The sequence below is a fragment of the Sphingobacterium sp. SYP-B4668 genome, assembly GCF_027627455.1.
Classification (GTDB): Bacteria; Bacteroidota; Bacteroidia; order Sphingobacteriales; family Sphingobacteriaceae; genus Sphingobacterium.
This window is the reverse complement of sequence record NZ_CP115483.1, coordinates 3,989,932-4,013,115: the sequence shown is the minus strand read 5'-3', so window position 1 is coordinate 4,013,115 and position 23,184 is coordinate 3,989,932. Positions and strand designations below refer to the sequence as shown.

Here is a 23,184-nt window from a genome sequence, read left to right as displayed (position 1 = left end):
CGTGATGAAAAATATTTTCTATAAATACCTTGTAACGGCCATGGCCATCCTGACATTGATAGGATGTAATGATAAATTAACGGAGCTGAACCAAAATCCAAATGGTGTAGATCCCGATAAAGCAAATGTGAATCTTTTGCTTCCGGGTATCTTATCAAAAGTCTCAGGCGCTTACGCAGAATTGGATAATAGTGTGAGTAGTGGCGTGGTACAGCATATGCAGGAAGACGGCTGGTTTACCGGCTACAACCACTACGTGTGGTCCAATCGAGATTGGGGAAACTGGTATAATGTGCTCCGTGATAATGAATTGATGATCAATAGTGCTATAGCAGGAAAGTTTCCGATGCATGAAGGGATAGGTTATGTGATTCGGGCATTTGCCTTTGGCAATATAACGGATCTTTGGGGCGACGCTCCCTACACAGAAGCACTCAAAGCGGGTGAAGATATCATTCAACCTACTTTCGATAATCAGGAAACAATCTATCGAGGGATATTAGCAGATCTTGATAAAGCAGTAGCATTGTTTAAGAATAATACCAATACTGGTATCATTGCTAACCATGATTTGGTTTATCAAGGTAACATTGACAAATGGCATCGACTGGCCAATACTCTCATGTTGCGATATGCCATGCGACTATCTGCGAAATTACCCAATGTAGCCTCTGAATATATCAAAAAAGTATATGATGGAGGTGTATACATAGATAACAGCAGCAACGACGCAGGGGTACGTTTTCTAGGTAATACGAGTGCTGATTCATGGTACTTGGCACAGCAATTCGACTCTGAAGGTGGAAGTGGTTTTCGTAGACGTAAGCTTGCAAAGACTTTGTTAGATAATCTCCTTGCCAACGATGATCCCCGTTTGAAAGTATGGGTAGCACCTGTACATTGTCAGTGGGTTGAAGACCTATCGTTAACGGTTGCTACCGAGTCATTTGTACGGAAAGATGGGATGCAACAAGCTTATGTTTCGTTAACCGATGCGCAATACGTCGCTGAGATTGCAAAAGGACATAAGTTTACCCGTCGTTATAATCCTAATTTGTTAGGCAGTCATCTGGACACTCGGTTATACGTCGGAATTCCAGTGGGCTCAATGGTGCCTGATGGTTATAACAACAATCCTACTCCCGGCCAATCGGTAGAAAATCAGCATGTATCGCAGCTGGCACCTAAGTACCGAGCTACCACAGGCGATTTTTTGAGACGTCGTATAGCATCTGCATCCGAAACGCTGTTTATTTTGGCTGAAGCTGGGCAACGTGGATGGATATCTGGCAACGCGGAGACTTTTTACAATGAGGCGGTACGCCAATCATTGGCCACTTGGGGAGCTGCTGACGGTTACGGCGCATTCATCAGCCAGACCAATGTGAAATATAACGGCACCTTGGAACGAATTATCGAACAGAAATGGATAGCAAGTTGGAATTGCTCGGTAGAGGCATGGATGGATTTTAGACGTACAGGACTACCCCAGTTAGTGGCAGGGCCGGCATCTGCAGAGCCTGTGCTTCCATTGCGATTCATCTACGGGAACAATGAGTTGTCTGCCAATGAAAAGAACGCCAATGCGGCTATTGAAAAAATTGAAGAAACACCATATTCTAACATCCGCGGTAAGAATAGCCAGTGGTCTAAGATGTGGTTATTGCAAGGAACGAGTAAACCATGGTAAGAAAAATGAAAGAAATAATATCGAATAACGTGTATTGGTTGTGCAGTGTATTGCTGACGTTTGGTGCTTGCTCGGAATCGAAACAGCACAGCTTTACGGAATTGAACAAGGCACAACAGGGTAAAGTATGGGTTGTGGCCCATAGGGCAAATACTGGGGAGAATACATATCCAGAGAATTCGATTGCGACGATAGAATCCTGTATAAAGCATGGAGTTGATATCATTGAAATCGATGTAAGAGAGACCGTAGATGGACACTTGGTGGTGCTGCATGATAGCAGTGTAAACCGGACCACGAACGGGACTGGAAATGTGGCAGATCTAACACTGGAAGGCGTACGTGGGCTCCGACTTGTACATGAAGGCGATACCACCACTTATCAAGTACCCACACTAGAAGAAGTATTTAAGCTCATAAAGGGTAAAATCTTGGTTGATTTGGATATTAAATTTGAAAATCAGGCATCTTACGCAAAGATAGTAGATTTGGCAGAGCAGTATAATGTCCAGGAACAATTGCTTATTTTTCTATATGATAAAGAAGAAGTGGTGCCAATTCACGCATTGGCTAAGGGAATTCAAATAATGCCCCGCGCGCGATCGGTGGAAGAGCTGGATTTTTTGAAACAATATGATTTTATTAAGATTATCCATATCGACGATAGCTACTACGAGAATAAGTTAATGCAGGGACTCTTGGATAGTGGTATGCGTGTTTGGATAAATACTCTTGGTGACTATGATCAAGCTGAAAGGAGCAATAAGAATGGATTTGACCAGTTCTTTTCGAGGATGCCGAATGTCAATGTTGTGCAAACGGACTTATCTTTGCAACTTATTACTTATTTGAAAGGTAAAGGTTTGCGAAATTGATAGTATAACCTGTAAGGAGGAAATACACAAAATCATATGCGTACGCTGGGCTTTTTAGGAATATTGATTTGTATGAATGGAGTGCAAGATAAAAATGATATGGGAAAAATAGTTGTTGATCGTTTGACGCAAACAGGTATAGGCCACATGTTGCATCATCATGGCGTTTTTTCGGAAGATGGTCTATGGGTGGTGTTTGACGGTCGTAATGACGATACGAAAATCGGCGAAACTTCTATAATAGGGGTCGTGAATACCGAAACTGGGGAAGAGCATATCATTTATCGTACTACAGATCCTTCTGTACACGGTCCAGGCGTGGGAGCAGCTTCTTTTAGTCCGGTGGATGATTGTGTGATTTTCATCCATGGGCTATCGAATGCCAACGAAGAGCATCCATATGATATGTCTCGCCGTACGGGCATGTCTGTGGATATTAATAGACCTGGACACGCTGTACCAGCGGATGCAAGAGACATGACCGCTCCTTATGCGCCGGGTAGCCTCCGTGGAGGCACGCACTCTCATTGTTGGAGCCCGGATGGAGCTATGTTGAGCTTTACTTATAATGACGAATTGGTGGAGCCAGGGTTGCGGATGGTAGGGGTGATGTTTAAGAGAAAGGAACAAATCGAGATCGATCCGACTCCGGGAAATGTTTTGGGACATTATTATTCGGCAATAGTATCAGAGGTCGTGACACATCCTAGACCAGGCTCAGATGAAATCGATAAGGCATATGATGAATGTTGGCTTAATCCGAACTTGGATACCAAAGCGGGGCGACGTACAATTGCTTTCCAAGGAAATATCAAAAATGAGAAGGGGGAATCTGTGACAGAAATATTTTTGGTTGATATAGACCCTCAACTGATAGAGGGTGATAAGTACGCGGTAGGAGAAAAAGGAAAACGTCCACAGGTACCAAAGGGTATCGAACAGCGACGGCTGACATTTTCAGTAAAAGGATTGTCCAATCTTCGACATTGGCTGCGTAGCAGTGAAGATGGTCGATATATCTATGCGCTTGCAAAAGATAAAGACAATAACAATCAGCTCGTACAGTGTGCTGTAAAAGACGGGACACTTACTTATTTGTCAAACTTCGAGTTCTCGATAGCATCTCCTATTAATATCAGTCATAAAGGGGATAAGGTGACTTTTGTAGCGAATAACAATGTATACCTCTTTGATATCGCAAGCAAAGTGGTTTCACAGCTGACGACTTATGGGCTTGATGACGACAGAATTGTAGGTGCGCCAGTGTTTTCTCGGCAGGATGATAAGATAGCTTTTAATCAGTATGAGGGTATAGGAGATAATAAAAACATACAGATTAGGATAATTGCCTTGTAATTATTTGTTCTCATAGAAGACCTCACTTTCTAGAAATAGAGAGCGAGGATTTTTTTTGAGAATAAATCGGGGGATAAAAAAAGGTCCTGTTTTTTACGACAGGACCTGTGCCAACTATTCGCCTATTAACCAACCAGATAGTACGTTTAATATCCGTATGCTTCAAGTTCCATGAAGGAGATGTAGGTATTTGTTTTTGAGTCTAGAAATACAATGGCCATATAGCGTCCTTTTTTTGGAGAATCAAACGTTATTTTGAAGCTATCGCCACCTGTATAGGTTGCTGATGCTACAGGGCTTCCCCAGCTAGGCGAAGGTTCTTCTGCCGCTAATGGGTTATCGGATATGTATATGTTAACTTTGTTCATATACCTCCAGTTGACCTGTGAAGGTGGGTAAATAATGATATTATCCATTGTTAAAGACTCTTTCATATCGGCGACGACTACTTGCGGTAACGGGGCTCCTGCAGCCGTAGAATGCCAACCCGTCGACATGTTTCCATCTAATAGCAACGCTGGCTGCCCACCACCGCCATCACCCCAAGCATGATGACCGTTTCTGGCTTGTATGGTCCAGTCGGTTCTAGGGTATTTGTATAAAAATGGCTTTTCTGATGTCTGCCATTCTCGGGGAATGGGGTCAATACCGTTTCTAGGTGAAAAGAATGATCGATATTCGAATAATTCTCCAGGCTTGACGTCAGGACATTTTGTAATATCTTGATCAACGTTTGTGCGGACTATTTTCTTCGTACCATCCATGGATGTGTATCGCACCTCAGTATACACTAAATCCGAAGTTTTTGCACCCCAATTGATTGTCCCTACTCCTTCTGTATTTCTAAGCGCGCTAATGTAGATTCGGTCCGTTGCACCGATTAAGTAATTGGTTCCATAAGGTGTGCCGGTGATTTCTGAAGGTAGAGATACGTTGCCTTGATCGTCAAAATTTTTAATGTAAAAGGTATAGGTCGTTTCATTCAATTCTAATAAATTCACGACTAGGGTATCGTCATTTGCGCCCCATTCTACCTTGAGTGAGTCTGTGTTGTTGTTCCAGTAAACCATCGCATATTTTACCGTTGGAGATTTTGGTTTCATCCACTTTAGTCGTAGTTTGTAGTAGCCTGGGTATGCTTTTAAAGAATCGGCTTTTTGGAGGTAGATATGGCCATTTGGGACAATAAAGTCCTTGTATTCACTGTCCATCTGCTTGCAAGCAGAAAGGGCAAGTATGGTCGAAAGTATGTATAAAATATACCTATTCATGTTCTTGTCTTTTATAGTTGTACGCACAATTTGATTATTTTAACTGACCCCAGAATGCCAATTGTGCTATAATAATTTGGCTCCTATTTGTTTCGGTGCCGTAGGTCTGAAAAGTAGATGTCACTCTGATCCTAAGATGCGTTACGGGTCTATATGGGTCTGGGGCTTTTGCGGTAGGTATGACATCAAATTCTGTTCTATTGTACCAATAATCCTTGTCTTCATCTGTAACAGGACCTACTTCTCTTCCTTCTCCATAACCCGAGGGTTTGAATTGTTCAAACTCACCAATCAAAAACCAACTATCGTCAAAGCTGCCATTTGGATTGGGCGCCTCACTACCCCAGACTTCGAAGGTCCTAGGGGCTGTACTGGAATACAATTCATATTCAGGTCGAGGCCATTTTTGTATTCGACTGATGGAGACTCTTCTACCTAAGTCAATGGTAAACCACTGTGGCATGGGTGCACTGTGAGAGCTAGCATAAAATGCATTGTCAGAAGCATCTGCTCCAAGCCACAATTGTTCTAGGCGATAGCCTGTATTACCTTCTGCGGTGAGGAAATAATCAGTAGGTAAGGCTGCGTTTCGAAAGAGATCACTTGGTATTTTGACTTCTTCGATTGGAGTTAATTCTCGATAGATGGTGTCGGAAACATTGTTCCAACGGTCCCTCAAATAAAGACCAAATTTGGAAGGCTGTATCTTCAATCCTCGCCGTGAAAACTTTATTTTCCCGGATTTGGTGTGGAAGGTCTGCATGTCGACGTACTTACCATTGCCCATGGTATCTGCTAATAGTACTATGGATAAATCGGCATTCGTCTTATTCTCATCAAGACCTACCACTACACCTCCAAATCCAGCTTCCAAATCAAATTTGACCAGTTGTACCGGTGGGGCCAAGGGGCTTATTTTTACGGAAACAGGAGACGAAAGTTTTTCGTTTCGGCCGATGCTGAACAATTCGATTTCTTGCTCGTTCGTATTTCCAAAACCTTCTACTATTAACGTATCGACATATAGGGAGCCTTTGGTTTCCACTGTCTTACCATTTCTAACATATACAGCCTTTACGCCGAGGAGATTATGGTCACTCGGTATGTCGTAGGTTATGATTGCTCCTCCAGAGATATTTTTTACGTTTTTAATCTCTACCGGAGTCGGGGCTGATGCTTGGTCATCAATAAAATCAATTCGGCCCTCTTCTTTACATCCATTGAATGCAAATAATATCACGAAACTATAGATTAATCTTTTCATAATGTTTATTATTCAAATGATTTACCATCCTGTATTTTGTACTAAATTTGGATTTTGTTCGATCAAGGAAATCTGGATTGGCCAGAAGTAATCTTTTATCGAAAATTTTTGGTTGGTCATCAGTATTTTCTGATAGTATTCTTCTGGTTTACCCGCCGTGACCTTGAATCCATACATGCCCTTTTCATATTCCACTGCTGCTTTTTTCCATCTTCTGATATCCCAGAAACGATTGCTTTCAAAAGAAAGCTCGATCAATCTTTCTCTGTGGATAATTTCACGAAGATTCTGTTGGGTACCGTATCTATTGGGGCTGTTGGAATATTTGTCCCACGCTTCTTTCACACCGGGTAGACCTGCTCTTTCTCGGACGGCATCTAAGTATTCAAATAGATAGCTGCTGTTGACGCCGTTCGGACCTTCGGATTCGTTAATAGCCTCAGCGCACAATAAATATAAGTCAGCAAGGCGCAACATGGGCCAAGGGTAGGTAATCGCATCGTAACCAGTGGCGGATGATTGCCGGTTTTGATAGTGAACGACTTTCTTTAAGTAGTATCCGGATACTGGACCCCAATCATGTCCTTTCTTCTGCTGATTCCCGCCCGCTCGGCAGGCTATCCAAAACATGTCACCTGCTATTGGATCATTGACCTCAGGCTTCTGTCCGTACCATTGCCCGCCATCAAAACCCAGCCAAGCATAAAATCGTGGCTCACGGTTGTAATTCATTTCAGCTGTTACATACCCTTGTCGGATGTACCAACGATCTTGGACCCCTCCTGTGCGAAGACTTAGGGGATTCTTGTTCAACCATTCTAAATCATTCTCCATAGGGATACCATGATTTGTGTAGAATTGATCGACAATCTTTAGTGGCGGTTGGATATGATTGTATAGAGAAGGCATGTCGGGATACTGTTCCCATTGTAGATTTGGAGCAGAGGCTAATTGTAGGTTGCGATTTGCACCTAAAGAAGTGTGCGCGTTAGCCCAGATAATTTCTGTATTCCATTTTTCGGTAATCGCATTACGGATATCCAGTTGCAATTGTATTGTATCGTTGACTCTAACCCTTCCTTGATGAGTGAATAATCCATGGCTAGCCTCCTTACATATTGCAATAGCTTCCTTGCAGGCGACTACAGCATCATCCCATCTTTTCTTGACTTGCTCAGGCGTTTTATCGGTCTTGAACAGCTTTCTCCCATTTTTATCCATTAAGTTGGCTTGGTCCTGATTATTGTTAAATAGCGGACTTGCTGCGTATACCATGATTTTCGCTTTCATGGATGCAGCGATGGGTCTAGTAATTCTACCTAATTCATCACGACTTTGTACTTTGCTGGGGAGGTCTGGAATGGCTTCATTTAGTAGCTCAATAACATAATCAAAGCACTCGTCCATTGGGTCTCGATATACACGGACCTCTTCCACACTCGCATTGATGGATAGATTCTCTTTAACCAAAGGGATTGGCCCCCATTTTTTCATTAAATGAAAGTGATAATATGCTTTTAAAAATTTTGTTTCCGCAATCCATTGTAGTCTCTCCCATTCGGGGAGATCGGGTACCTTGTGGATGTTTTCCAACATGACGTTGCAGGCACGAATTCCTTCATATATGCCAGACCAATCATTGCCATATGGACCTGAAGCAGTTTGGAATCCTCTGGCCATATTGAACATCGTTCCACCCCATATGGCTCCGCTCTCTCTACGGTCTATCACTGACCAAAGTTCGTCACCGGACATATATCCATTATCACCATCGAGATTACCCTCTGATGTCATAAATCCATAACATGTGTATAGGTATCGTATCGCTGTTGAACGCAGCGTGAAAGCACTTTCTAAGGTCGCTAGACCGTCATCTGGCACGATGTCCAAATAGTTGTTGCAGGATACCGAAAATGACGTCAATGTTATTAAAGCGAAGATTCTCAGCTTTATATTTTTAATAATTGTTTTCATAATACGGATTGTTAGTTAGTTAAAGGACATATTAATCCCCACATTGAAGACACGTTGTAACGGATATCCTAAGCCATTACCTCCCATCTCCACATCCCAAAGTTTAAACTTACTGAAGTTGAGTAAATTGGTGCCGCTTAGGTAGATTCGAAAGTTATTCAGATGAATTCGTTCCTTCCATTTTCCGGGGAGTGAATATCCGACTTCAGCTTGTTTTAGCCGTAAAAATGTACCATCCCGCATAAACCAGGTGCTAGTTTGTATATTGTTGTTGACCAAAGTACTGCTCAAGCGAGGCCATAGTGCGTACATGTCTTGGTTATCCTCGGACCAATGCGAATCTGCATAAGCTTTTAACAATTGTGTTTGATCTTGGAAAGGGGATGTTTCGACTGGATTTATCCAAAAAGATTCATTTGACAACCCTTGGAAAAATGCGGAGGCATCAAATCCTTTGTATCCGACAGATAGACCAAATCCATAAATGATTTCTGGGGAAGTGGGATTCCCAATAGGAACCATATCAGCTGCGGTTATCTGTCCATCCTGATTAACATCAAGGTATTTGATATCTCCTCCACCATACAATCCTCCAAATGTTTGGGTTGGAGCGTTATTGGCTTCTGCATCATCCATAAATAGTCGTTCAGCGATGAATCCCCAAGTCTGACTTAGCGAGTAGCCTACTCGTGAACGGTATGCTTCTTTATAGTCGGGCTCCTCATATACTTTAAATTTACTGGTTGAGTAAGTGAAATTGGCTCTTGCGGAAGTCCAAAAATGCTCATTCCAAGAATGGGTAAAATCAGATTGTATATCCATACCATGTGCTGTTGCCTCGCCAATATTAGCTCTGATCGCTGCTTGTAGACCCATGGTGGAAGGGATAGCGGCTCTGGTCATGAGAATATTACGACGGTGCTCGGTAAAGTATTCTGCGATAATATTTGCTTTATTGAACAATCCTAGTTCTATGGCAAAGTTCTGCTTAGTTGAGTTTTCCCAAGTAATAGCTTCGTTTGCGTACCGATTGATTCGAATCCCCGCAGCACCTTTATCTAAGTTCTCTCCAAAAAAGGAACCTCTAGCCACATCGTTCATATTGACTTGAGAGAGATAGAAAAAGCGATCATAGCGATCACCGATTTGATCATTCCCGACTAATCCATAGGTGTAGCGAAGTTTTAAGTTGTGGATAGTTGGTCTATATTTTTCGAAGAAATTTTCATTAGATATCACCCATGCTAAACCGGCCGAGGGAAAGAAGCCCCAACGATGATTGTTTGCAAAACGCTCGGAACCATTATATCCAAAATTGAACTCAAAGAAATACTTGTTGTCATAGTTGTAGGTGGATCTTCCGGCAAAGCCGACGTTACGTGAAGGTAAGGACAATTGCAAGCTACCTTGATTGGCCGCTATCCATTGGCGAGTGGTAAATACTAATAACCCACTCACGCCGTGCTTCCCGAAAGTATTGTTGTAATTGAGCCTAGATTCGGAATAGGTAGTAGCTTCAACGGTTTTTGGCCCTTCCCGATAATCGAGATATTCAGTTCCATTTTCATTGAATCGCTCTAAATGATACTCACCTGTGAAGCTGTCATAGTTGCCTCGCAATTGATACCAATACGGGTTGTATGATCTGTTGACATAGTACTCTGATAATCGAGATAAATTCAGCATGGTCATGAATTTCAATCCAGGGGTAATGAAATTCAGATCTTGGTTCAATTCAACGCTTGCTAACATTTGAGAGCGGGTCCTGTCGCTATATCCGCGAACCATTTCGGCGTAAGGATTACGGTAATTGCCTTGATAGTTTCCGAACATAATGTGCTTCACATAACTGAAATCTTCATCTTTTGGATAATATGCTGGAAACATCACGGGGTTAGAATGCATGACATAATTGTACATGTCCTCTCCAGATATATTGGGGCCATTGTAATCATCAAAATTTCCGGACAACCGAACTGCCAACTGTGTTTTTTGCGTAATGTTGATGTCGACATTGGCGCGAAGCGTATAGTTCTTGAAATCAATATTATTGTTGAAACTATTACGTTTATCTACTTTCAGCACACCATTATCGTTGGTAAAGGCGGTTGATACGAAGTATCGTGCTACTTTACCCCCACCTGTCACACTCAAGTTTCCCCTTTGAGAGGTTGCGTAATCCTTGAACAACATACCGTGCCAATCATTCGCAGGGTATATATATGGGCTAGAACCTGGTTTGAGGGTGTTTTCGATTTTATCTTGGCTATACGGTAATTCTCCCAGCGGATTACGTGTCAGGACAGATTCGTTATGTAGTTTCATATAGGTAATAGGGTCTGCCAATGCTATATCTTGTGTGGGGCGGTTCATAGACATTTCTGTCCGAAAAGAAATTTTGGCGGGTCCTTCCACTCCTCGTTTAGTGGTTACCAAGATGACCCCATTGGCACCTCTTGCCCCATACAGAGCGGTCGCCGTCGCATCTTTCATAATCGAGAAACTCTCGATATCGTCGGGTTGTAATCTTGCAAGGTCGGTGGTAGTGAGTTCGATATTATCAATTAAGATAAGCGGCCGCGTATTCGCTCCAAAAGTGGTAATCCCCCGGACAAAGAAATCGGCATTGTCTGCCCCAGGTTCGCCGCTACGTTGATAGGCAATCATACCGGCTACATTTCCGGCAAACGCAGCTGTAAGGTTACTGGAAGGTATTTTAAGATCTTTGGGTCTTACGGAAGTCACCGAGCCAACGACTTCGGTTTTCTTCTGGGTACCAAAGCCTACCACGACAACCTCTTCAAGCGTGCTTGGATCGACGGACATTTGGATATTGAGTGCACGTTCGTTTTCTACTATCACCTCTTGTGTAAGATAGCCGACCATACTGAATACTAACGTGCTTGGAAGTTTGGGCAATTCTACGATGAAATTGCCTTTTTGATCTGTTTGTGTTCCCTGTCCCGGTATTCCTTTAACTTGCACAGAGACGCCTGTTAAATTCTCTTCTCCCTCTTTGATATTTCCGGTAATCCTTAGGTTTTGCGCATATGTAGCAATGTTAAGGAAATAGAAAAAGCAAATAGAGAAAGAAAATTTCAATAAATGAAACTTTACTTTTACCATAATTTAGTATTTTGTTATTAAATAGTGATTCTCATCTATTATTTCCTAACAGAAAAATAAGGTGGCTCAACCTTTATTCCAAAGTAGTGCACTTGTTTTAATTTGCTGTTTCTATTAAATAAACTAATTAAAACGTTTTAGGTATATTTCCTGTTAAAAATTGGCAACTCCAACTAATCATTAATGGTTATACAGCTTAAAGGTTATGAGGGGCTTTGCTCTATTAGTTGGTAATTATTTTTATATTGTTATTATAGTTAGATGTTGTTGTTATTTTTGATTGTACTATATCAAAAACAAATTTAATTTAAGTATTTATTTATTGGATATTATGTGAGTTGAATTTCAACGTTTTGTAAAGTTATTTTTAAAAGTATTAATTTGCATCCTGTACTATCCTGTATCTTTTGTCGGATAGAACTCTGTGAAAGGGGTTGGCTGTTTAATGAACCACGTTGAAGTGTGGAGGATATATTCCAGCGTTTGGAAAGGGGGGTAATTGACTTGTCGTGCTCTGGCCTTTTTCTAATATAATAACAGCGAGTGTTGGTGAGTCGAGCGTTATTTTTTTTATTCCGTGAGCTTTCCTGTTTGTGCAGGGGCTGTTCTAGGAATGGGCATCGTAGCCTATTTTTTTGAAGGACGTTTATGTCTTATTCGTATCTGCTGCTCCTCGATTTCAGAAAATCTCTATAGATTGTCCATCCCCTTTTTGATTATATATAGAGATTTGGCAGTCAGGGGCCAATAAGATGCGAGCCGGATATGAAGGGTTTCTTATCAAAGTGATTTCATTTCTTAAACCAGTTTAAGTTTATGGATGGGATTTTGATTTACCTTTGGCTATCATTAAAAATCAAACAAATGGAAAAGAGAATAAACATAGCAGAACTTGAACCTGCGGCTTATCGCGCATTAATTGGATTAGAAAATTATCTTGCTACGACGACAATTAATAAGACATTGAAAGAATTGATTAAGATTAGAGCTTCCCAGATCAACGGTTGTGCATTTTGTATCAATATGCACACGGTAGATGCTCGAAAACAAGGAGAGACAGAAAAGCGCATCTACCTTTTGAATGCTTGGAAAGAAGTGGAAGGATTATATACGGCAGAAGAAAGAGCTGTCTTGGCTTTAACGGAAGAAATGACTTTAATTGCGAACGGAGGTGTTTCGGCAGCAACGTATCAAAATGCCAAATCATTTTTCGATGATAATCTGCTGGCACAGATTATGGTCGCAATCATCACTATCAACGGATGGAATAGAATGTGTATAGCTACACTCGTACAACCGGCTTAAGTACCGTCAGGGCAACATTAAAAGTTTTTGTTTCGGATTTTTAGAGCCTGTTTATTCTTTTGAAAAATTATTAGATGAATTTTAAACAGGCTCTTAATGGCGTTGACTTTTTTGTTTTAAGCTATGGCTGATGTTGAGGTGTCACTTTGGGGTGTCCTTTTTTAAAATTCCATTTTCAATACTTTCGTTGATTAGCCTTTTTGCAAATTCCCAAATTGTCTTAGAGCCTTCGCCAATGACCTTTTTCTTTTCGAATACTTTATTGTATCTGATATCGTATTCATTCCAAGTGCCACCCTCATTTGATGTATTCTGTAATAGGGGCTCTAAGCGATCCATTGCTTTTGCAAATTTGGCTTCTGGGGTCAATCCGGCCTCAAACTCTTCCCAGACTTCGATTAAATCTGCTGATTGACTCTCGGGCAATAATCCAAAGATCCGATGCGCAGCTAACCTTTCCTCGTTGGTGTTGTCGTGATTTTTCTGTGTATCGTATATAAAAGTGTCGCCGGCATCAATCTCGACGATATCATGAATGAGTACCATTTTCAATACTTTTAGAATATCAATTGGTTCATTGGCATGTTCAGCTAAGACAATCGTCATAACAGCCAAGTGCCAACTATGCTCAGCATCGTTTTCATGTCTGTCGCTATTGAATAATTTGGTTTTCCTTTGTATATACTTGACTTTGTCTATTTCTTTTATGAAATCAATTTGTTTGAGCAGATTTTCCAGAAGCATTTTTAATAAGCTAAATTTGTATGACAAAGCTAGCTTAAATAAAAGATATTTAGATAAATGCAGTATCAGTGTTTATTTACACGTTAGGCTTGTGTTCTGTCTATGGCAGGCCGTTATTGCATACTCTTTGGGAAAGGAAAATGTAGATAATTTTTCACATATGCCAATAACTCTTGTATGTTTGTATTGTTCCATAGTAATGTCATGTATCCAAATTTTGTCACTCATCTTAAAAAATACATTTCGCTGAACAATGATGAAGTAGCATTGCTTCTGTCGAGTGTGAAGCCGTTAATCATCGATAAAAAGGACTTTTTAGTGAAAGAAGGTCAAATATGTAGAGCTAATTATTTTGTTGAGCAGGGCTTACTCCGAATGTTTTTTGTCAATCACAAAGGGAACGAGCAAATTACCCAATTTGCCCTCGAAAACTGGTGGATTGCGGATTATATGAGCTTCACCATGCAAAATGGGTCTCATTTCAATATTCAAGCGGTAGAAGCTTCTACAGTCATTGCAATAGAATACCATAAGCAAGACTATTTAATGGAGCAATTGCCGCAGCTCGAACGCTATTTTAGGTTAATGATGCAACGTGCATATGCGGCAGCACAGATGCGCGTGAAATATTTCCATGCTGCGTCTAAAGAAGATAACTATCGTCAGTTTGTCAGTTTGTTTCCCGAGTTTGTACGACGTGTCCCCCAGTATATGCTGGCTTCTTATTTGGGATTAACTCCGGAGTACGTGAGCGAGTTGCGAAAAAGAAATTCTTGATTTTGGGTCCAGGTATTTGCTGCAATCTATTATTTGAGCTGATAACATATGAGTATCCCATTTGCTGATACCTTTACAAAGTCGCACCAGCAGGGATCAACTTTCTGATTGCTTTGACGAATTAATTTAGTTGTCTTGTTTTGAATTATTTATCTTTACCTAAAATCGATTGCACTCGCCAATTACATGAATTACAAAAGATGATGTCTCCTATAGAAACCGCCACACTCGAAAAACTGAAAAATGGAGACCTTGATTCCTTTAATGAGATTTATTTTCAATACTCTCCCAAAATCTATATTCGGTTGATTAAGCTTGTGAAAGATCCTACTATCGCTGAAGAGATTCTTCAAGATGTCTTCACCAAAATATGGCTCAATAGAGAGAAAATAGAACCTACCAGTGGCTTTGTGTCCTTCCTCAATCATATTTCGGACAATTTAGCCATGGACTTTTTCCGCAAGGTACAGCGAGATAAAGCCCTACAATTGGAAATATGGGCATCAGCTATAGAGTTATATTATCACACCGAAGAGGCTGTCTTTTTAAAGGATACACGAGATATATTGTCCAAAGCAATCGATTCCTTGAGTCCTAAAAGAAAGCAGATCCTGCTGCTCAGCAAATTTCAAGAAAAAAGTTATAAAGAAATAGCTGACGAACTCGGCATTTCTGTGTCAACTGTAAGCAATCAATTGGTTAGTGCCCTAAAGGATATCAAGGAATATATTCATAAAAACTATCGCAATGACTACATTATTAGCTTCTTAGCAGCGTTTTTATTCAAACTTTGAAAAAAAAGTAAAATAACAATAGTGTGATTCTTGTCGACGAGCGTATAGATAGGAAAATACAGCAATGTATTGAACTAATTATAAACAGTTTTGGAGGAACAATTCTTTAAATACCAATTGGTAGAGTATATCCACAATAGGCTCGATTTACAGCACTTCGAAGCTTTTTTTGAACATATGGTCAAGGTGGACCCTGTCCAATTGGAGCAATGGATAACAGAGCAATTCGAAGATCAGGAGAACGAGACGGTCGCTGATCAAATGTCGCTACCCAATTTAGCCGATATACACAAGAAGGTGCTCAAAAATATCTATGCTCTTGATCCACCTCAAACCAATCGAATCCGCAAAATTGCGTATTGGACCTGGGCTTCTTGTGCAGCGGTGGTGCTCTGTATACTTTCATGGCTATATGTCTTGCATGGTTCGAGGTACGAAACCAATCCGTCTACATTATCGTGGTATGAAAATTGTCATTCCTATGCGGTCAGTACTTTGCTTCCTGATAGCTCTACCGCTATTCTCTATCCTAATGCCAAGATTGGTTTTGAAAGCAGTAAGAAGGGAAGTAGGGATGTACAACATGTTTCGGGCAAAGTCATTTATCAAGTGTATAAAAATCCGAAATCACCATTCCAGGTTCATTATAAGGGGTATACCACTACAGCATTGGGTACCATTTTTAGTGTAAATCCCCAAGCCAATGAAAATGTCCTTATCAAATTATTGGAAGGTAAAATTTCTGTAGGTCCATATCAGGCTTCGAAAGAAAACTTACTGTATTTGAATCCGAATGAAGAGGTCCTGATTGATTTACGCTTGCATCAAATGGTTAAATCTTCGGCGCATGAGTTGATGAAGAATCGATTTGCGCGAGCAGATAAGAAGATTGTGGAGCTCATCCCTGATTTATTGGCCAATGTGGAGTGGACCAATCAGACCGTCAGTTTTAACCAAACTAAGAATATAGAACTTTTACAAGTAATCGAACGTCTTTACGACGTATCCGTTTTTTGCGAAAACCCCGAACTGTTAAATAGCTCATTTACAGGAAGCATCAATCGTAAGGAGCCTTTGGAAACTTTCTTTACTAATTTCTGTCAATTAAATGGATGTTCATTTAATCTTGATAATGGTATCGTTCATGTAAAGAATGTAACAAGAAAGGAGGAACCGCAATAGGACACCGATCAAACTAAATCAACTTTTAACCCCTTAATAACCAACATATATAATTATGAAGCATATTCTAATCAAATTAATGCTAATGGGACAACTGTTCCTATATTTTTCGACCGGATTTGCCCAATCCAACCTAAAAGTCAACGGAAAAGTGGTAGACACAGAAGGTAATGCACTGCCGGGTGCTACTATCGATCTCATCCACGAAAAGACGAATAAAAAACTGAGTTTCATTGCTGATAACGACGGCTTGTTTATTCTTAGTCCGCTGATCGCTGATGAAAATTATTCCATCTTCGCACACTACTTAGGCTATTCTGCAGATTCCGTCAAAAATTTTGTGGCCACCTCAACTAGCAAAAATACTGTTCTCATCCGACTAAAACCGAATTCGGGGGTCATTGATGAAGTAGTCGTGGTGGGCTATGGTGTACAGAAAAAAGTCAATCTAACGGGAGCTGTGTCTGCGGTCTCGGGAGATGATTTGAACAATAGACCTACGGGGCAAACGTCAGCTGCGCTTCAGGGTATGGCATCTGGTGTGACCGTCACTCAGCGTTCGGGTAAACCAGGTGCTGATGGAGGGGACATTCGTATTCGAGGTATCGGTACACTTGGGAATTCCAATCCCTTGGTATTGATTGACGGTATTGAGGGATCTATGAACAATATAGATCCGAATGTCATCGAAAATATTTCAATTCTCAAAGATGCAGCATCATCATCCATATACGGTTCAAGGGCAGCTAACGGGGTCATATTGGTGACGACTAAAAGAGGAAACTCCGATAAGGTAGCCATATCCTACAATAATTATTTCGGTTGGCAATCCGCCACGAATATGCCTCAGATTGTCAATGCACTGGACCATATGTTACTTACCAACGAAGCATATACCAATGTAGGAGCGAGCCCTTTGTACCCAGAGAATATCATTAAAGCCTATCAAGCACAAGGAAATGGCAGTTCTGACGAATACCCCAATACGGATTGGCAGAAGGAATCTTTGCAGGGCAATGGATTCCAGCACAGTCATTTTCTAACAGTCAATGCAGGTACCAATAAAGTCAAAATGTTAACTTCCATAGGCTATTTCGATCAACAAGGATTGACTTTGAACAGTTCATTTAAACGGTATACCATTCGAAACAATGTCGATGTCAAGTTTTCTGAGAAACTTGCCCTGAAATTTGATTTTCAATACGTCAATCCAATTGTTACATCACCGGCAGCAAGTATTGAAGAGCTATTCCAATGGATGAGCAGCATCCCTGCCAATCAAACTTTTAGAAACTCAAACGGTACTTGGGGACTTGGTTGGAATGGCAATAATCCTGTATCCGCGGCGGCAGATGGGGGAGTTGCAACCAATAAAAGTCCATTTGGAAGCATTAATGCTTCATTGATATATAAGCCAAAAGAATGGCTCACGGCAGAGGTGAACTATGCCCCCAAATATGCTACCCAGGTGAATAAGAACTTTCGCAAAGCTGTTCAATCTTATCACCCAGATGGCACTACCAGTTTCTCCGTCCCGGAAAGGGCGGCCTTGACGCAGTATAATGGTCAAGATTTTTATAATAATATGCGCGCCACATTGACTTTCAATAAAGATTTTGGTCCACATCAGCTTAGTTGGTTGATAGGTGGTTCTCGTGAAGATTATAAGAACGAATACATGCAGGGTTTTCGAGATACCTATGTGCTCCCTGAATATGATGTGCTCGATGTTGGTTCCGCATTGAACCAAACAGCCACAGGAAGTGCTTCCGATTGGGCCCTACAGTCCTTATTCTCCCGAATCAATTATGTGGTCAAGGATCGGTACCTCTTAGAACTTAACGCTCGATACGACGGCTCTTCTCGCTTTGCAAAAGGTAATCGCTATGGTTTCTTCCCTTCAGCATCTGCAGGATGGCGATTCTCTGAAGAAGAATTTCTAGAACCAGCCAAAGGGTGGTTGAGTGAAGGTAAGATTCGGGCCTCATGGGGCAGATTAGGTAATCAAAATATTGGAACCTATCCCTCCGTTGCCTCTCTAGATTTGGGCTCCTATACATTGGGTAATGGTATTGTCAACACTGCCGCACTCAACGATATGTCGAATCCCGATATTACATGGGAGTCTACGGAAGAAAAGAATCTCGGTATCGATCTCACACTATTCAAACGGTGGACTTTTACTGCCGATCTATACAACCGAAAAACAAGTGATATCCTCCTTTTGCTCGATATTCCATTGATCATCGGGTTAAATAAACCTTATCAGAATGCTGGTGTCGTTGAAAATAAAGGTTGGGAAATGTCCTTAGGCTATAAGAATAATCCTGGAGAAGCTTTTCGATATAATTTTACCTTCAATCTTTCCGATGTCAGGAACAAGGTGTTGAACATGCGCGGTGTCAATCAAACAGGCCTTACTGTTAATCGGGAAGGGTATCCTATCAATTCTATCTTTGGCTATGTCTCAGAAGGCTATTTCCAAAGTGCAGATGAAGTCAAGGCCCATGCTACTCAGTTTGGCACATTAGCTCCAGGGGATCTGAAATACAAAGATCAAAATGGCGATAACGTTGTTAACGAATCTGATAAAATTATCATTGGTAGTACTATTCCGAGGTATACCTATTCGCTCAACTCCAATTTGAGTTTAAAAGGAATTGACCTTAGCTTCTTGTTGCAAGGAGTCGGAAAGGCCGATGGGTATTTGTATGGCGCCGGTATACAGCCGTTTACTACTACTGGTGCTATCGGAGGTACTATACGAGAGGACAACAAGGATCGGTGGACACCAGAGAATACCAATGCTACATACCCACGTTTGGCTTTCGGACAGAATAATAATCAGCAGGCCTCTCAATTTTGGATGAAGGATGCATCTTACCTGCGTTTGAAAAATTTGCAGCTTGGTTATACCTTCAATGCAGAAAGTTTGAAGACAATAGGTGTCAGCAGGCTTCGTGTATTTGTCAACGGATCCAACTTGTTCAGTATTGACAAATTTTGGGAGGGGTACGATGTAGAAGCGCCAATTGGCTATGGCAATTTTTATCCGCAGGTCAAGGTGTATTCCTTTGGTTTAGATGTTACTTTATAATTTGTGAACTCATGAAATATATATATAAATACGCTTTCAGTATAGTATTCGTCGGAATATTGTTTTTAATGGGAGCATGTGATAAATACTTGGATCGCTCACCATTAGATGGTCCTTCGGATGAAAGTTATTTTGCTAATGAAGAGGAATTGACATTGGTTGTCAATGGCTTGTATAGTGCTTTGGTCTTTCATCCAACAGATGATATGCCCATTAACTTGACACTTGATGATGCTACTGATATTGGTTGGGATCGCAATACCTCCGATTTACAAGCTATAGGACGCGGAGATTTCGATAGCAACAATGGATATGTGCGAAATATCTGGACCAATTCGTACAAAGTGATTGGTAAATGTAACTTCATTTTAGACAATATCGGCAAGCTGGACGGTAAGATGGATGCGGCTTTGCAAAAACGATACAAAGCCGAAACTCAATTCGTTCGTGCATACGTCTATCAGTATTTAATCGATTACTTTGGAGGAGTTCCGTTGGTCACAAGTCGTGTAAGTCTAACCGATGCCAATATTCCCAAAACTCCAAAAGCAGAAATTGCTTCTTTTATCTTAAAAGAGCTAGAGGATGCAGCAACCAACTTACCTTTGAGCTACGGCAAAAATGATATTGGTAGAGCCACAAAGGGAGCCGCTCTGGCTATAAGAGCTAGGACGGCTCTTAATAACGAACTTTGGGAGCAGGCTGCTACATCGGCGAAAGCAGTGATGGATCTCAAGATTTATGGTTTACATCCTGATTTTGGGGAACTGTTTACCTACGATGGTGAGAGCTCTAGCGAGGTGATTTATGCTTTTCAATACTTGCGGTTGCAAAAGACGAAGACGCATTCTGCTACAAGGGCATTCTTGTCGCGAAATGCACAAGGTACCTCTAATAAGATACCATCACAATCAATTGTTGATGTCTATGCTTGTACAGATGGCTTGGCAATTGATAAATCACCAGATTATGATCCCAAGAAGCCCTTTGCCAATCGTGACCCGAGGTTGGGCTATACCATTGCGATTCCCGGATCTATATTCTTCGGATTTCAGTTTGAAACACATAAGGATAGTCTGCTCTGCTGGAATTACAATTACAACACTTCGACTCCGATTCGTATCAAAAATGATGAGGCGATTAATGCTTATGCGTCTTTTTCAGGTTATTGTTGGAAGAAATATGTCGACATGAAGGACAGGGAATTTACGACAACCTCTGAGTTGAACATTATCCAAAGCCGCTATGCCGAAGTCTTATTGATTTATGCCGAAGCAAAGATTGAATCCAACTCCATCGATCAAAGTGTCTATGATGCAATCAATGCGATTAGACAACGTCCTACTGTTGATATGCCTGCGATTGTGGGCGGTCAGTCACAAGTGCAGCTTCGTGAGATTGTGCGTAAGGAAAGGCTTTATGAATTGGCCAACGAAGGTTTTAGGATGGTAGATCTGAGACGTTGGAAATTGGCAGATAGGGCAATGAATTCGACTTTGTACGGACGGATTCCCAAGGGATTGCTTGCCAATGCACCCACTATCGACCAAGATGGGTTAGTGAGTTATCAGCAAGTCGCTAATCAGAAAGATATGCGTGTCATAGAGATCCGTAAATTCGACTCAAGCAAAAATTATTTGTGGCCTATTCCTAATATCGAAATCGTAACCAATAAAAATCTGGAGCAAAATCCTGGATATTAAATCTCTAAAAATATAAAATGATGATGAACAAGTTTTTAATGATTATAACTGCATGGGGTACTATCCTACAGATGGCCCATGGGCAGACGGTGAAACAAGTGGACTTGTGTATTTATGGAGCTACTTCTGCTGGCGTTGTCGCCGCTTATACAGCTTCGCATGCTGGAAAATCAGTACTGCTTATAGACCCTGGAACAAGAGTGGGAGGGCTCAGCTCAGGTGGTTTAGGCCAAACAGATATCGGTAACAAGTATGTCGTTACCGGGGTAGCGTTGGATTTTTACCGAAAAATAGGTAGACACTACAACGGTTTTGAGCAATGGATATTTGAACCAAAAGTGGCCGAAACCATTTTCAAAAATTATCTATCCAATTCAACTACCGAGCAAATGCTAGGACATCGATTGGTGGACGTGAAGACTGACAATCGATTGATTAAATCAATTTCTGTGACACCTAGCGAAAGTAATGGTGACAAGCATATTGTTGTTAGTGCCAAGATGTTTATGGATTGTACTTATGAGGGTGACTTGTTGGCCCAGGCAGGAGTCTCGTATCATGTCGGACGAGAGGCAAATGATACATATGGTGAGACTATAAATGGAGTACAGTTGTTAGATGGACATCAGTTTCCGGATGGGGTAGATCCATATAAAGTCAAAGGAAATCCCGCAAGCGGTCTCGTTTGGGGAGTCAACGACCAACCTGTAAAAGATAATGGCACAGGTGACAATAAAGTCCAAGCCTACAATTATAGAATTACCTTGACGAACGTTCCCCAAAATAGGATAACTATTACACAACCGGATAATTATGACCCGTCTAGGTACGAGCTCCTAAAAAGACAAAAAGAAATTCAACCCTGGAAAAGCATTCAAGATGTATTTATCTGGAGTTTAATGCCCAATGGTAAGACCGATATCAACAATAGAAATGGATTTTCAACGGATATGATTGGTATGAACTGGGATTATCCTGAAGCAGATTATTTCAAAAGAAAAGAGATTATCAAAGCTCACGAAGAGTATACCAAAGGGTTGTTGTATTTTGTAGCCAATGACCCTTCGGTACCCACAACTATTCAGAACGAATTCAAAAAATGGGGCTATCCTAAGGACGAATATGTAGATTATGAGCATTGGTCTCCTCAATTATATATTCGTGAGGCACGTAGAATGATTGGTGACGTTGTCATGACGCAGCAGCACTGTCAGGGACATGAGACGGTAAACGACGGTATCGGCTTTGCGGCCTATACTATGGATTCGCACAATTGTGACCGAGTAGTTGTGAATGGAATGGTCAAAAATGAGGGCAATGTCGAGGTCGGAGGCTTTTCACCTTTCCCGATCTCCTATAAAGCGATTGTACCTAAAAAGGAAGAGGTTAACAATCTTTTGGTGCCCGTCTGCCTGTCTGCAAGTCACATTGCATTCGGTTCTATCAGGATGGAGCCCGTATTCATGGTATTGGCGCAATCAGCAGCTGTTGCTGCATGCCAGGCCATCGACCAGAACCTATCTGTACAGGATGTCGATGTTGAGCGAATCCGTCAAGTATTACAGAATAACCCGAAAGCCGACGGTCGTCAAGCTGATTACATTATTCAAGTTGATAACTCCAATCAGATAGCATTACGAGGGGATTGGATTAAATCTCCCAAGAAGGGATATGGTATGAGCTATCAGGAGGTGAAAGATGATCCATCCGCTACTGCCCGCTTTTCGCCGGGAAGAGATTTTGTCGCTGGTAAATATAAGTTGTATAGCTATTTCCCTAAGACAGCTGAAAGTGTCGCCTCTGGTATATTTACAGTATTCACAGGTAGAGAAATTGTTGAGAAAAATGTTAACTTTAAGGATGTCAATATTGAGGGCCAGACCACCAGTACATGGGTAAAAGTGGGGGAGTATACGTTTGAGAGCGGAGCGAAGAATCCATATGTGGAGATTCGTTCTAACGCTCCAGGTGTATTGGCTGCAAATGCGTTGATCTGGATACCAATTTCTGACCAAAACTAATAATT

The 23,184-nt window shown here is 41.2% G+C and carries 15 protein-coding genes; 10 read left to right on the top strand and 5 right to left on the bottom strand.

Going from position 1 to position 23,184, the window contains the following annotated elements; genetic code table 11:
* The first annotated feature begins 4 nt into the window (after positions 1-4).
* From OQ289_RS16405 to OQ289_RS16395, 3 genes are all read left to right on the top strand, one after another.
* Positions 5-1,690 carry a SusD/RagB family nutrient-binding outer membrane lipoprotein gene (locus tag OQ289_RS16405; protein ID WP_270087928.1) on the top strand — a complete coding sequence of 562 codons (1,686 nt, stop codon included), beginning with the start codon at positions 5-7 and terminating at the stop codon, positions 1,688-1,690.
* Between the two features lie 5 nt (positions 1,691-1,695).
* Positions 1,696-2,565, top strand: coding sequence for a glycerophosphodiester phosphodiesterase family protein (locus tag OQ289_RS16400; RefSeq protein WP_270087927.1), 870 nt, complete (start codon positions 1,696-1,698; stop codon positions 2,563-2,565).
* Between the two features lie 99 nt (positions 2,566-2,664).
* The gene (locus OQ289_RS16395; protein WP_270087926.1) at positions 2,665-3,921 is read left to right on the top strand and encodes a DUF3748 domain-containing protein; all 1,257 of its coding nucleotides are present in this window, start codon (positions 2,665-2,667) and stop codon (positions 3,919-3,921) included.
* A gap of 146 nt (positions 3,922-4,067) precedes the next feature.
* Here the strand turns inward: OQ289_RS16395 and OQ289_RS16390 are convergent, their stop codons facing one another.
* The 4 genes from OQ289_RS16390 to OQ289_RS16375 are packed head-to-tail and all read right to left on the bottom strand — an operon-like array spanning position 4,068 to position 11,556.
* On the bottom strand, positions 4,068-5,192 hold the full coding sequence (locus OQ289_RS16390; RefSeq protein WP_270087925.1) for a DUF4998 domain-containing protein: 1,125 nt from the start codon (positions 5,190-5,192) through the stop codon (positions 4,068-4,070).
* Positions 5,193-5,226: 34 nt separating this feature from the next.
* Entirely contained in the window at positions 5,227-6,456 is a 1,230-nt protein-coding gene (locus OQ289_RS16385) for a DUF4959 domain-containing protein (protein WP_270087924.1), read from the bottom strand.
* A 21-nt stretch (positions 6,457-6,477) separates the two neighbouring features.
* A complete protein-coding gene (locus tag OQ289_RS16380) occupies positions 6,478-8,430 on the bottom strand; it encodes a RagB/SusD family nutrient uptake outer membrane protein (protein WP_270087923.1) in 1,953 nt (650 codons plus the stop codon).
* Positions 8,431-8,445: 15 nt separating this feature from the next.
* Entirely contained in the window at positions 8,446-11,556 is a 3,111-nt protein-coding gene (locus OQ289_RS16375; RefSeq protein ID WP_270087922.1) for a SusC/RagA family TonB-linked outer membrane protein, read from the bottom strand.
* Between the two features lie 864 nt (positions 11,557-12,420).
* Here OQ289_RS16375 and OQ289_RS16370 point away from each other — a divergent pair.
* Positions 12,421-12,861 (top strand): carboxymuconolactone decarboxylase family protein, encoded by a 441-nt coding sequence (locus OQ289_RS16370; RefSeq protein WP_033565311.1) that lies wholly within the window; start codon positions 12,421-12,423, stop codon positions 12,859-12,861.
* Between the two features lie 141 nt (positions 12,862-13,002).
* Here OQ289_RS16370 and OQ289_RS16365 read toward each other — a convergent pair whose 3' ends face one another.
* Positions 13,003-13,605 carry an HD domain-containing protein gene (locus OQ289_RS16365; RefSeq protein WP_270087921.1) on the bottom strand — a complete coding sequence of 201 codons (603 nt, stop codon included), beginning with the start codon at positions 13,603-13,605 and terminating at the stop codon, positions 13,003-13,005.
* Between the two features lie 177 nt (positions 13,606-13,782).
* Here OQ289_RS16365 and OQ289_RS16360 point away from each other — a divergent pair, with 177 nt between their 5' ends.
* From OQ289_RS16360 to OQ289_RS16335, 6 genes are all read left to right on the top strand, one after another.
* On the top strand, positions 13,783-14,382 hold the full coding sequence (locus OQ289_RS16360; RefSeq protein WP_270087920.1) for a Crp/Fnr family transcriptional regulator: 600 nt from the start codon (positions 13,783-13,785) through the stop codon (positions 14,380-14,382).
* A 200-nt stretch (positions 14,383-14,582) separates the two neighbouring features.
* On the top strand, positions 14,583-15,176 hold the full coding sequence (locus tag OQ289_RS16355) for an RNA polymerase sigma factor (protein WP_052144192.1): 594 nt from the start codon (positions 14,583-14,585) through the stop codon (positions 15,174-15,176).
* A gap of 90 nt (positions 15,177-15,266) precedes the next feature.
* Complete coding sequence (locus OQ289_RS16350) at positions 15,267-16,358, top strand: FecR family protein (protein WP_270087919.1); 1,092 nt, start codon at positions 15,267-15,269, stop codon at positions 16,356-16,358.
* A 55-nt stretch (positions 16,359-16,413) separates the two neighbouring features.
* The gene (locus OQ289_RS16345; protein ID WP_270087918.1) at positions 16,414-19,455 is read left to right on the top strand and encodes a SusC/RagA family TonB-linked outer membrane protein; all 3,042 of its coding nucleotides are present in this window, start codon (positions 16,414-16,416) and stop codon (positions 19,453-19,455) included.
* 11 nt (positions 19,456-19,466) lie between these two features.
* Positions 19,467-21,158, top strand: a complete 1,692-nt coding sequence (locus tag OQ289_RS16340) for a RagB/SusD family nutrient uptake outer membrane protein (protein WP_270087917.1) — start codon at positions 19,467-19,469, stop codon at positions 21,156-21,158.
* A 17-nt stretch (positions 21,159-21,175) separates the two neighbouring features.
* Complete coding sequence (locus OQ289_RS16335) at positions 21,176-23,179, top strand: FAD-dependent oxidoreductase (RefSeq protein WP_270087916.1); 2,004 nt, start codon at positions 21,176-21,178, stop codon at positions 23,177-23,179.
* Positions 23,180-23,184: the final 5 nt, after the last annotated feature.